Genomic DNA, 12,445 nt, shown 5'->3' with positions numbered 1-12,445 from the left:
GGGGGAGGGCCGGTGGGCGGCGGGTGAAATCACGTTCTTGCGAGATCTTCGTGCAGGGGTGAGCGGGGGTCCGGAAAGCCTCTCAGCCGGCCCGACTCAAGGTCATGGTGCGGGATCCGGGCGTGAAGTCGCCGAAGGACTGTTGCCAGGACGCACCGGGCCAGTAGTAAGTCACACGGCCCTCGACGGGCCGGTAGTGGGCTGTGTAGAGCGTTCTCGACCCCTGCTCGTCGACGGATTGGTACAGCGGCGGCTTCAGCATCGCCGCCACGTCCACACCGGCGGCGCGAATGGCGCGCAGCCGCTCCAGCGTCCGCAAGGCCCGCTCCTGCCCGTCGGTCACCGGCAGGTGCTGGTGATTGGCGGCGCAGGCATCCGGCGCCAACGTCGGCGACATATCCGGCCCCACGAACACCGTCACCGCCTTCGTGGGGTCGACAAGGGTGAGGTTCTGTGGAACGGCGACCGGCAGGGACCGCAGCCTGCCGACCGCCTCATCGACGGTGTCGCACGTCTCCAGCAGGTAGCGCACCACGATGAGAATGGCGAAGCCGCGTCCGTAGACGGAACGTCCGCCCCAGGTGAGCGAGACCGCGAGACCGGCGTCGTTCATCCCGTCCAGCAGGCCCCACAGCATGTCCTGCATCCCGATCACGGGGCGCAGCAAGCGGGAGGAGACGATGGTTCCCTCGCACTGATCGGGCCGTAGGTCATAGTTGCGCAACAGAGAGCCGTTCTGGCCGATCTGGGCGCAGGACTGGGAGAACGGCCGCAGTGCCGCGTGGGTGAGGAAGACTTCCGCCTCGGGCCGGTCGAGTTGGCCGGCCAGGCGGTCCAGAACCGGGACCAGTTCCGGCATGTGCGCACGGAACAGCGCCCGAACACGGTCCGCGCCCTGTGGAGTCCGGCCCTCCTCGGTCAGCAGGCCCTCCATCTCCTGCCACAGGACCCGGGCGTAGGCGGCCCACCGCCCGTCGCCCCCGTCGCCGACCTCGATCGCCTGGAAGGTCTTGTGCTCTTGCCGCACGGCTGCCACTCCCCCTGTGGGAATCGGACGAGGTGAGGGCAACCTAGCCAATTGCGGGGTGAATCACCAGGTGGCCGCCATCGGCGACGGTCAGGCCCTGGATCTGGTGGAATCCGCCGAACGCGAGCGTGGCCGATTCCAAGCAGGCGACAATTTCCCGCGTTGGAGGAGCCGGGAGTTAATTAACGTGGCACTCCGCGGCCGGGTTGGACGCGCTGCCCGTCGCGCGGCTGCACCCGCTGATGCGCGACAGCAGCCACCCTGCACCTGGCCCAGACCTGCCGGCTTTTACGGAACTGGCCGCCCGCCTGCTGAAGGAAAAATACAGAAGGTCGACTGGAATACCGAGGGGAAACGCCTGCCTATTTCTTTAGATGTAGAATTGCACGGACAAACTGCTTTGGCGCGCTCTGCCCGCTGAACAACTTCTGAACTTCGGCGAGAATCGGGGTCCCCAGCCTGAGGTCGAGCGCTTGATCCCAGGACTGCGTGAAAGTCGTCGCATTCTGCACGAGATCATACTGGAATTTCGCGTATGCCGGGTCAGGAGATTTGGCCAACATCTTCTCAGCGTTGGTCGTGACTGGCACTTCGCCTTTCTTTATCAGTCCCTCGACGTAGCTGTCGCTGTAGGTAGTCTTGAGGAACGCTGCGGCGGTTTCCTCCGGTACACCGGAGGTCACGGAGATGTAATTGGTGGGGTTGCCGACGATATTGTTCGGGTCGCCCTTTCCACCCTCGACCGTGGGGAAGGGAACATAACCGAGATCATTCTTGGTGAAGTCCGGATCCTGGCCCTGCTGGACAGCGTATTCCCACGAACCCATGAGGACCATCGCCGCCTCACCCTTCGACAGCATGGTGGAGGTGCCGCCGGCGCCGTAATTGATCGAGCTGAAATTTTTTCCGAACGCTCCGCTGTCCACCAGGTCCCGAATCATCTGCGCAGCTTTGAGAACTGCGGGGTCGCTCCACAGCCACCACTGGCCGTCCTGGATATCTTGGAAGAACCAGGGCCTCGCTAGGCGTTCAACGAGGTACTCGACCCACATCAGCTCGGTCCACAAGGAGCTGGAATTACCCGCGAGCGCAATAGGCGTTATTCCCTTTCCCTTGAATACCGTCACCAAGTCCGTCAGGTTGGTGTAGCTCTTCGGTGGCTCCACAGCCGCATCAGCGAAGACCTTCTTGTTGTAGAAGAGAAAAACCGGCTGAGTGCCGCGGCAAGGCAGTCCAAGGAGCTTGTCGCCGACCTTTCCAGCTTCGAGTGCAGAAGACAGGAAGTAGATTTCCAAGAAATTGTCAAGCTCTTCCAGCTTTCCGGCCTTGTCATAATAGGCAAGGTCGCCGCCACCCCAACTGAAGAACAATCCCGGCATCTTGGAAGATCCCATGGCTCTCCGCAACTTGTCCTTGTACTTGTTTGCGGCGATCACGGACATCGATATCTTTCCATGGCCAGTAGAGTTGAACGCATCCACTGCCTCCTGTTGGACCGAGTTCGTAGGATCCTGTAGCGTCCAGAAATCCGTAGATCCAATTCCGTTGGACGCATCACTGGCGAACGAGCCGCAACCAGCCACGGAGACGCCAGTCGCGGCAGCAGCGGCGGTGAGGAACCACCTTCGGGAGCCTCTGTTCATTGAACACCTTCCGAGTCGACAGCATCCGCGTGGGGACGCACTTCACTCTGCAGGCTCTTCAGAGCCTGCAGAGCATTGCTGTGGGGGAAGGCGATGGCTCGACATGCCGGGGACTCTCGAACCGCCCACGTCATCGCAGCCGAGGCCAAGCCAGCCAACTCCAGGCTAAACATCGGCATTTAGCTGCGGCAACAGTCGGAGGGCGTCGATCGCGAAAGGTTTTCGCGATTTGACGATTTGTGGAATTGAGGCCAAAGGGTGTCTGATCCGGAGTGGGAGATCCTCCGTCCGCTGATTCCCGCGGTCGGGCCCGGTGGCCGACCGGCGATACACGCCCGGCGGGAGATCCCCAACGCGCTGGAAGGCGTGTGGGAGCGGATGTTGACGGCGTTGCGCGAGCGCGAGCGGGCGCCGTTCGGCCGTGATCCCACTCCCGGCGCCGCCATCGTGGACAGCCGGAGTGTCCGGGCCGGCGAACGCGGTGGCCTGCATGGATACGACGGCATCAAGCGTCACCTGCTCGTCGACACCTGTGGCACTGCTTTGGTGGTCGGCGTGAGCCCGATCGGCGTCGGCGGTCGCGATGGTGCCGTGGTGCAGTTCTCCCGGGCCGCTGATGCCTCTCCACGCCTTCGGCACGTGGGGGCGGACCAGCGCGCTACCGCGGCGCCGGCCTCCGCGCCTGGGGCCCGGGAAGCCACCGGCATCACCGTGGAAGTCGTGCGGCGCCGCGACGGAGGATTCCGCTCGACCTGGGCGAAAGCAGGGGCACCGCCACCGGCAGTGCCCCTCTTCGCAGTGGTCCCGCGGCGTTGGGTGGTGGAGCGGACATTCGCCTGGCTGGGACGGTGCCGCCGCCTGTCGAAGGACTACGAGTACCTGCGTGTCTGCTCGGAGAACGCCGTCTACCTCTCCATGACCATGCTCCTCGTGCGTCGCCTCGAAAGATCAGCCCACTGACAGGCTTTCCAGACGCCCTCCAGGAGGCTCCCCGCACCTGACACGGGGAGCCTCCTGGCCGGCGGAGTACCTGAGGTCAGCCCGGGAGCACCCTGACAGGAGTGGTCATGGTGCGGGTGCTGTCGACAATGCGCTCGTCTCCTTGCAGGGTCACCTGGACGGGAACGCCGCGGTCGCCCGCCGACCGGGCGACGGTGAGCGTGAGGTCACCGGGTTCGACGCGTCGGCGAAGGTCTCTCCCGGTGAAGCCGGCCATGTCCGTGTGGACCTCGAACTCGACGACACGGGTCTCACCGGCGGCGAGGTCGACGCGGGTGAAGGCGATGAGCTGGCGGACCGGGCGGGTGACCGAGGCGACCGGGTCGGTGAGGTAGAGCTGGGGGATGCAAGTGCCCGCGCGCTCACCGGTGTTGGAGACCCTGGCCCGCAACGTGATCGTCGCGTCGACGGACACTACGGCTTCATCGACGGACGCGCTCTCGATCTCGAAGGTCGTGTACGACAGGCCGTGCCCGAACGGGAACGCGGGTGTGGGGTCGATGTTGCTCACGCCGTCGCTCTTGAGGGCGAGCGGAGGTGCCAGGTAGGTGCCCGGCTGGCCCGCCTCGTCGCCCGGGATCTGGACCGGAAGGCGCCCGGAGGGGTTGATCCGGCCCGAGAGGACACCGGCGATCGCCCCCGCCCCTTCCTCGCCGGGGAAGAACGCCTGGACGGTGGCGCCCGCCCGCCGGGCGTGCCGGCCGATGGCGTACGGACGGCCCGAAAGGACGACGAGGACGACTTGGGTCGCCGCGTCGAGGACGGCCTCCACCAGTTCGTCCTGGACTCCGGGGAGTGTCAGCACGCCGACGTCGCAGCCCTCGCCGGAGGAACCGTGTCCGAACATCCCGGAGCGGTCACCGACGACGAGGACCGTCACGTCGGCCGCGGCGGCGGCAGCCACCGCGGCGGCGATGCCGCTGCGGTCGTCCCCGATGACCTGGCAACCGGTCTCGTGGCGGACCTCGGCGTCGGGGAACTCGCGCCGGAAGGCGTCGAGCACCGTGGGCGCCTCGACGCCCAGGGGGGTGTCGGGGTGGTGGGGCAGTACGTGGTTGGGGAACGAGTAGCAGCCGAACAGGCACCGGACGTCGTCGGCCGCGGGACCGATGACGGCGACGGAGCGTGCTCCGGCGAGCGGCAGGAGGTCCGAGGAGTTGTCGAGCAGGACGACGGACTCCTCGGCCAACTCCCGGGCGATGGAGCGGTTTCGGACCGAGTCGAAGTCCGCGGGAGCGGTGTACTGCCCGGGCTTCCAGTCGGGATCGAGCAGGCCGAGTTCGGCCTTCTGGGTCAGGACCCGCAGTACGGCGCGGTCGATGAGATCCGCCGATATGCCGTCGTCCAGGAGCGGCTCGCCGTATGCGGTGGTGTGGGGCAGTTCGACGTCGATCCCGGCCCGGAGCGCGGCACGTGCCGCGCCCGGGATGTCGGCCGCCACGTGGTGCAGGGAGGCGAGGAACGCGATCGCCCAGTAGTCGGACACCACCGTGCCCTCGAATCCCCAGCTCTCGCGCAGCAGCCGGGTCAGGAGTTCCTCGCTGGCGCCGCAGGGCACGCCGTCTATGTCGTTGTAGGCGTTCATGACCGAGCCGACCCGGCCCTTCACCACGGCCTTCTCGAACGGCACGAGGATCAGGTCGGCGAGTTCGCGGGGGCCGACGGCGGCGGGGGCGTGGTTGCGGGCAGCCCTCGATGCGGAGTAGCCGGCGAAGTGCTTCAGCGTGGCGACGACGCCGGCCGACTGCAGCCCCTGCACGTAGGACAGGCCGAGTTCCGAAACGAGGTAGGGGTCCTCTCCGAGGGTCTCCTCCACTCGGCCCCAGCGGTAGTCGCGTACGACGTCCACGACGGGTGACAGTCCCTGGTGGATACCGACGGCCGCCATGTCCTCGCCGATGGCCGCGGCCATACGGTGGACGAGGGCGGGGTTGAAGGTGGCCGCCCAGGCGAGCGGTGTGGGGTAGACCGTGGCCTGCCAGGCGGTGAAACCGGTGAGGCACTCCTCGTGGGCGATGGCCGGGATGCCGAAGCGGTTCGCCGCCGTCACCCGCTCCTGGAACTCCGCGAGGCGCTTGCGGCCCGCCTCCGGGTCGACCGGCGCCGTACCGAACACCCGGGTCAGCTGACCGAGACCGTCGACGATCGCTTCTTCGAAGCTCTCGGCGCCGCGGAAGGTGTCCTGCATCGGGGCCACGTCGCCGGACTCGTCGTGGCCGGGCCATGTGCTGCCGAGCTGGGCGACCTTCTCGGCCCTGGTCATGGTGTCGAGGAGGGCCCTCGCGCGAACGGACGCCGGCAGGGCGGGATCGTTCCACAGCCCGGTCGTCGGGCGCTCGTCGCTGATCGTCAAGGTCTCATCCGTTCTGTTGCGGGGGTGCGCGAGAGCGCGCGAGTGGTCCAAGGGGTCGAGGAGGCACCGCCGACCGGCACGGGAGTGGGCCCGGACGCCGGTCCGGCGGTCATGGGGAGGCAGACACGCCGGACTGCGTCACACGGGGGAGTCGGCGCCTTTCGGCGTCCGGGCCCCGAACGGGGTGGCGTCCCGCTGGATTCGCCGGAGCGGGACTCGGCACCGTTACTTGCCGCCTGCTCCCATCAGACCCGCGACGAGGGCGCGGCGGGCGAAGAGGTAGACGACGAGGATGGGGACGGCGGACATCAGCACCGCGGCCAGCAGGGCCGGCACGTTCGCCGCGTACTGGGAGACGAAGTTGTACAGGCCCAGCGTCACCAGCTTCTTGTCGTTCGACTGGGTCATGATCAGCGGGAACAGGAAGCCGTTCCACGCCTGCAGGGCCGTGAAGACGCACGTGGTCGCGATGGCCGACTTCGACATCGGGACGACCAGCGTCAGCAGCGTCCGTGCCGGGCTCGCGCCGTCCAGTGCCATGGCCTCGTACAGCTCGTTGGAGATGTCCCGCATCCCGCCGCTGAGGACCAGCACGCTCACCGGCAGCGCGAACGCGGCGGTGGGCAGGATGATGCCCCACAGGGTGTCGTAGAGGCCGAGGTTGTTGATGATCAGGAACAGCGGGATGATCACCGCCTGGGAGGGGATCGCCAGGCCCAGGAGGAACAGGCGGAACACGCCCTTGGTCAGCCAGCCCCGCCCGCGCACCACGGCGTAGCTGATCGGGACCGCGAGCGCGAGCACGATGGCTACCGTGGCTACCGCGACGACGACGGTGTTCCAGATGTACTGCAGGAAGCCGCTGTCCACGACCGTGCGGAAGTTGTCCAGGGTCACGGTGTCGGGGATCGAGACGGGACCCTTGTCGGTGTACTTCGTCTGCGGCTGCACCGCCGTGTTCACCAGCGCGTACAGGGGGACGCCGATGATCACCAGCCAGACGAGGGCGGCGGCGCCGGCGAGGTAGTTCGGGCGCGTCCTCACAGCCCCTCCATCGTGCTCGTCATCTTGTCGTACCCGCTGAGCTTCGTGAGGATGACGGAGGCGGCGGTGGCGAGCAGCAGCAGGAAGCTGGCGATGGCGCTCGCGTAGCCGTAGTCGTATGTCCGGAAGGCCGTCTGGTACATGGAGAACGGCAGGATCGCCGTGTCGGTGCCGGGGCCGCCGTTGGTCAGCAGCAGGACGATATCGAAGGCCGTGAGGCCGCCGACGACCATGAAGATGGTCGAGGTGATCATCGTGTTGCGCAGTTGCGGCAGTGTGATGTGGACGAACTGCCTGACCCGCCCCGCGCCGTCGATCGAGGCCGCCTGGTAGAGCGTGTGCGGAATGGACCGGGCGGCGCCCTGGTAGAGCAGGCTGTGGAAGGGGACGAACTGCCAGGTGGTCACGAGGACCAGGCAGGCGATCGCGCCCTGTTGGGTGCCCATCGGATTACTTCCGAACAGCCATTCGAACTTGGCGGGCAGGCCGAAGTTCGGGTCCAGGAGCTGGCGCCACATGATGGCCGTGGCCGCCGTGGACAGCAGCAGCGGCAGGAAGAACACCGCCGACAGGATCGCCCGGTTGCGCTGGTGGCCGGCCGCCCAGACACCCAGCAGGATGCTGACCGGCGCCTGTACCACGATGTTCCCGATCAGCAGGAGCCCCGTGACCGTGGTGGACTGCCAGACCTGGCTGTCACCGAAGAACCGCGACCAGTTCGCCGTGCCGGTGAACTGCGGTGGGTTCAGGCCGTCCCAGTGCGTGAAGGAGAGGTAGAGCACGCCCACCATCGGGGCGACGGCGAAGACGAGGAAGAACAGCAGCCCGGGAAGCGCCCAGGCCACGCCGGGCCGCTCCAGGGTGGGCGGAGCGGCCCGGTCACGCACCCGCTGCTTGCGCAGGGTCCGTGAAGTCGTTGCGGAGACCACGTGGACGCGCCTTCCTACTTCTTGATCGCCAGAACCGCGCTGACGAACTGCTCCGGCGAGCTCTGCCCATTGAACAGTTTCTGGATCTCGGTCAGCAGCGGCGTGCCGAGGGTGAGGCCGAGCGCCTGGTCCCAGGACTGGGTGAAGGAGGGTGCCTTCTGCACCAGGTCGTACTGGAACTTGGCGTACGCCGGGTCGGCCGCCTTGGTGAGGTACTGCGCGGCGTTGGAGGTGACCGGCACCTCACCCTTCTCGACCAGGCCCTGCACATAGCTGTCGCTGTACGTGGTCTTCAGGAACTCCGTCGCGGTCTGCTTGGCGGCGGAGGTGGTCACCGAGAGGTAGTTCGTGGGGTTGCCAACCACGTTGCCGGCATCACCCTTACCCCCCTCCACAGAGGGGAAGGCCACGTATCCCAGGCCGTTCTTCGCGAAGTCGGGGGCCTCGGCCAACTGGGTCGCGTACTCCCACGAGCCCATCAGCACCATCGCCGCCTTGCCCTTGTTGAGCAGCGTGGAGGTGCCGCCGGCGCCGTAGTTGACCGACCCGAACTTCTTGCCGAACGCGCCGCCGTCCACCAGCTCCTTGATCATCTGCGCGGTCTTGAGGATGGCGGGGTCCTTCCACTGCGACCAGTCGCCGCCCTGAATCTTGTCGAACAGCTTCGGCCCCGCGAGGCGGTCGACGAGGTACTCGACCCACATCAGCTCGGTCCACGAGGAGCTGGCGTTGCCGGCGAGCGCGAAGGGCGTGATGCCCTTGCCCTTGAAGACCTTGACCAGGTTCTGCAGCTCGGCGTAGGTCGTCGGCGGCTGAACGCCGGCGTCGGAGAAGACCTTCTTGTTGTAGAAGAGGAACACCGGCTGGGTGCCCCGGCAGGGGATGCCGACCAGCTTGCCGCCGACCTTGCCCGCGGCCAGCGCGGAGGGCAGGAAGTGCGACTCCAGGGCCGTGTCCAGCGTGACCAGCTTGCCGGCCGTGACGTAGTCGTTCAGGCTGCCGCCGCCCCAGCTGAAGAACACGCCGGGCATCTTGGCGGAGCCCATCGCGGTCCGCAGCTTGTCCTTGTACCCGTCGGTGGCGATCACGGTCATGCTGACCTTGCCCTTGCCGGCGGAGTTGAACGTGTCCACCGCGGCCTTCTGGACCGAGTTGGTCGGGTCCTGCAGCGTCCAGAAGTCGACGTTGCCCGTGGGCGAGGACGTGGAGCTGCCGGACGAACCACAGCCGGCCACGGTGACGCTGAGCGTGGTCGCCGCCGTAGCGGTGAGGAACCATCTCCGGGACACACTGTTCATCGTTGAACACCTTTCGAGTCGGCAGGATCCCTCCGCGGGTGCACTGCACCCGGCAGGCCGTCCCGGGCCTGCCCGCACTGAGGGATCTGGGTCGATGGCCAAGACCGTCAGGCGCTGTTGCGCAAGTGTTGCGGTTCCGTTGCTCCTGCGGTTGAGCTGGCGTCGGTCACGTTAAGCGGCGGAATTCGGCCGCGGCAATATCGGAGCGAAATCACTTCCGAAAGACTTTCGCAGTCCGAGGGCTTGCGGAACCGGCTCGGCTTCGTCCCTATTTCCCGGTTTCGGGCGGCGCCGTGGACACGCGCACGACCAGTTCGGTCGCGAGTTCCCTGCGCGTCGTGGCGGGAGGCCGGCCCTCGGCGAGGTTCAGCAGGACACGCGTGGCCTCCTGGCCCAGTTCCCTGAACGGCTGCCTCACCGCACTCAGCGGCGGCGAGGCCATGGCGGCCACGAGGGTGTCGTCGAACGACATCACCGACAGTTGGCGCGGTACGGCGATGCCCAGTTGCCGGGCGGCCTCCAGGGCGCCGAGCGCCTGGACGTCACTGGCGGCGAAGAGAGCGGTCGGTCTCTCGTCCCGCTCCAGCACACTGCGGGCGGCGCGCAGTGCCTCGCCGTAGTCGAAGTCCGTCGAGCGCACGAGCGTGGCGTCGTAAGGGATCCCGGCCTCCGTCAGGGCGGCCCGGTAGCCGTGCAGGCGCGCGGACCCGGCCAGGGAGTGCGACCGGCCGGCCAGCATGCCGATGCGGCGGTGCCCGAGGTCGATCAGGTGCTGGACGGCGGTCGTCGCGCCGTGCCAGTTCGCCACCCCGACACTGGGGATGTCCCCGGACGGCGCGTTCAGGGGATCGACGAGCACCACCGGAATCCGCTGCTCCAGGATCCGGCGCTCGTCCCGCTCGACGAGAGTGGAGATGACGATGACGACCCCGAGGGCGTCCAGCTTCTGACACTCCTCCAGCCACTGTGCGATGGAGCGCCGACCCGTCGTGCCGACGGTCGTGTGGACACCGATCTCGGCCGCCGACTCCACGATGCCGCGGACCACTTCCAGGGTGTACGGTCCCGCCAGGTCCCGGAACACCGCGAGGATCTGCCGTCGCCGACGGGCTTCGGTCTCCCACGTACGGACAAAGCCCCGTTCGGTCAGCAGCGCCTCGATGCGGGCGCGTGTCACCTCGGACACGTCACGCCGCCTGTGGACGACCTTGGAAACGGTCGCCGGCGAGACGCCGACCTCTTCGGCTATCGAGGCGAGAAGCCCGTACTGGGCGTTCCGGCGCGAACTGGTTGGGCCCGTCACTGCGGTGTGGACCTCCCCTGCGCGTCCGTTGGCCTGTTCTGAGCGCGTGCTGAGTGAACGTACACGCCGGTTCGATCACGGCAGGCCGAGAAGGAGTGCCGAAAGCCGCGCACACCTGCGGAAACGCGGGAACTCAAGGGCTGCGAAAGTCTTTCGCAACCCGATCGGCCGCCTCTTGTAGGCTCCCCCGCAGCCTGTTCGAGCCGCTCAGGCACGTCACGTCCGGGAGGCCGGGAATGCCGGTGCACAGCATCTACGACACACAGCCCGCCGACCGCTGGGAGGACGCTTTCCTCTCCGGCAACGGCGAGTACGGAATCATGGTGTTCGGGCATCCCCACCGGGAGCGGATCGTTCACAACCACCACCGCTACGTGCTGCCCAACGAGTCCCTCGGGATGCGGCCGCCGGCTGTCGCCGACCGTCTCGAACGGGTCCGCGACCTGGCCCTCGCCGGGGAACGGGAGCAGGCACAGCGCGAGTTCTCCGACGGCAGGGGGATGGCCTGGACGCAGTCCTTCCATCCGGGACACCTGCTTCATGTGGACACGACGGCCGGGGACGGCCCGGTCGAGGACTACCGCCGGGTGACCGACTTCGCCACGGGCGAGGTGCGGGTCACCTGGTCCGACGGGGAACGGGAGTGGGTCCGGCGTGCGTTCGTGTCGCGCACCGACGCCGTCGCGGTCGTCGAGATCACCGGTCCACGGCTCGACCTGGCCATACGGCTGTCCGGAGAGCTGGCCGGCCGCCCCGCCGAGGTCACTTTCACGACGTCCGCCGAGGTCACCGGGGACGGCGAGGCGTCACTCGCCGTCGTGGGCGAGTATCCGCCCGGTCCTGGCGCGGCGGGATTCACCGGCGTGACCCGGGCCGTCGTCACGGGCGGCCGGGTCGCGGCGGAAGGGGATACGGTCCGCGCCGAAGGAGCAACGCGCGTCGTCCTGCTGACCCGGATGGACCGGTCGGCGCCTCTCCCCCGCATCGACGCGCTACGCGCGGTCCTGACCGAACTGCCCGCCGACTACGACGAGTTGCTCTCCCGGCATGCGCCCGTCCACGGCGAACTCTACGGCCGCGCCGAACTCGACCTGGGGGTGTCCGACAGCGACCGCGGCCTCCCCGTGGGCGAGCTGACTGCCCGTGCCGACACCAAGACGCTGGACGGCGCGCTGATCGAGGCGCTGTTCCACTCCGGCCGCTACCTGCTGCTCAGCTCCAGCGGAGTACTGCCGCCCCGGCTGACCGGCCTGTGGCTGGGCGAATGGGGCGCCGCCTGGTCCGGCGACTACACCACCGACGCCAACATCAACCTCCAGATGGCCGGGGCGGTCCTCACCGGCATGCCCGAACTCATCGCGCCGTACGCCGACTTGATCGACGGGCAGATCGACGACTGGCGCACCAACGCCCGCACGATCTACGGCACCCGCGGGATCCTGGCCCCCAGCCGGACGGACGGCGAACACGGGCTGCTCTTCCACCTGAACGACGACTGGCCCTGGACCATGTGGCTGGCGGGCGCGGACTGGCTGCTGTTCCCGCTGTACGAGTACTGGCAGGCCACCGGCGACGACGACTTCCTCGCCCGCACCCTCGCCCCGTGGCTCGTCGAGGCCGCCGTCTTCTTCGAGGACTTCCTCACCCGCGAGGACGAGGACGGACACGTCGTCCTGGTCCCCTCATACTCCCCCGAGGTCGGCCCCCGCGACGGTCTGGGCATGTCCGGGGTGAACGCCACCATGGACCTGGCCTCGGCCCGGCACGCGCTCGCCACCGCCGCCGAGGTCTGCACCCGCCTCCGCATCGAGCAGGCCGCGGTCGGCCGCTGGCGCGCGCTGTCGGAGCG

Annotated in this window: 9 protein-coding genes; 2 read left to right on the top strand and 7 right to left on the bottom strand. The window is 67.8% G+C overall.

Annotation, left to right across the window (positions count from 1 at the left end; translation table 11 throughout):
• Positions 1–82: 82 nt before the first annotated feature.
• Together R6V09_RS03815 and R6V09_RS03810 are read right to left on the bottom strand one after the other, a co-directional pair.
• Entirely contained in the window at positions 83–1,027 is a 945-nt protein-coding gene (locus R6V09_RS03815; protein WP_317879895.1) for a C45 family peptidase, read from the bottom strand.
• Between the two features lie 362 nt (positions 1,028–1,389).
• Positions 1,390–2,670 carry an ABC transporter substrate-binding protein gene (locus tag R6V09_RS03810; RefSeq protein WP_317879894.1) on the bottom strand — a complete coding sequence of 427 codons (1,281 nt, stop codon included), beginning with the start codon at positions 2,668–2,670 and terminating at the stop codon, positions 1,390–1,392.
• 258 nt (positions 2,671–2,928) lie between these two features.
• Between R6V09_RS03810 and R6V09_RS03805 the strand changes: the two genes are divergently transcribed.
• On the top strand, positions 2,929–3,630 hold the full coding sequence (locus R6V09_RS03805) for a transposase (RefSeq protein WP_317879893.1): 702 nt from the start codon (positions 2,929–2,931) through the stop codon (positions 3,628–3,630).
• Between the two features lie 76 nt (positions 3,631–3,706).
• Here the strand turns inward: R6V09_RS03805 and R6V09_RS03800 are convergent, their stop codons facing one another.
• The 5 genes from R6V09_RS03800 to R6V09_RS03780 form a co-directional block, all read right to left on the bottom strand.
• Positions 3,707–6,022: a beta-glucosidase family protein gene (locus R6V09_RS03800; RefSeq protein WP_317879892.1), complete on the bottom strand. Its 2,316-nt coding sequence runs from the start codon at positions 6,020–6,022 to the stop codon at positions 3,707–3,709.
• A 225-nt stretch (positions 6,023–6,247) separates the two neighbouring features.
• Entirely contained in the window at positions 6,248–7,066 is an 819-nt protein-coding gene (locus R6V09_RS03795; protein WP_317879891.1) for a carbohydrate ABC transporter permease, read from the bottom strand.
• A complete protein-coding gene (locus tag R6V09_RS03790; protein WP_442809964.1) occupies positions 7,063–7,995 on the bottom strand; it encodes a carbohydrate ABC transporter permease in 933 nt (310 codons plus the stop codon). Before R6V09_RS03790 ends, R6V09_RS03795 begins: the two co-directional genes overlap by 4 nt.
• A gap of 14 nt (positions 7,996–8,009) precedes the next feature.
• Positions 8,010–9,293 (bottom strand): ABC transporter substrate-binding protein, encoded by a 1,284-nt coding sequence (locus R6V09_RS03785; protein ID WP_317879890.1) that lies wholly within the window; start codon positions 9,291–9,293, stop codon positions 8,010–8,012.
• Positions 9,294–9,561: 268 nt separating this feature from the next.
• The gene (locus R6V09_RS03780; protein ID WP_317879889.1) at positions 9,562–10,596 is read right to left on the bottom strand and encodes a LacI family DNA-binding transcriptional regulator; all 1,035 of its coding nucleotides are present in this window, start codon (positions 10,594–10,596) and stop codon (positions 9,562–9,564) included.
• Between the two features lie 236 nt (positions 10,597–10,832).
• Here R6V09_RS03780 and R6V09_RS03775 point away from each other — a divergent pair.
• Positions 10,833–12,445, top strand: a 1,613-nt coding sequence (locus R6V09_RS03775) for a glycosyl hydrolase family 95 catalytic domain-containing protein (protein ID WP_317879888.1), incomplete at its 3' end; no start/stop codon positions are given.

This window comes from Streptomyces sp. W16, from assembly GCF_033194735.1.
Taxonomy (GTDB): Bacteria; Actinomycetota; Actinomycetes; order Streptomycetales; family Streptomycetaceae; genus Streptomyces.
Note: the sequence above shows the minus strand (reverse complement) of the source record. Positions and strands in the feature narration are given on the sequence as shown.

What these genes read in the sequence shown, in the direction of transcription:
- R6V09_RS03810 (WP_317879894.1), bottom strand. Translation starts at nt 2,670, where the DNA reads ATGAACAGAGGCTCCCGAAGGTGGTTCCTCACCGCCGCTGCTGCCGCG.
- R6V09_RS03785 (WP_317879890.1), bottom strand. Translation starts at nt 9,293, where the DNA reads ATGAACAGTGTGTCCCGGAGATGGTTCCTCACCGCTACGGCGGCGACC.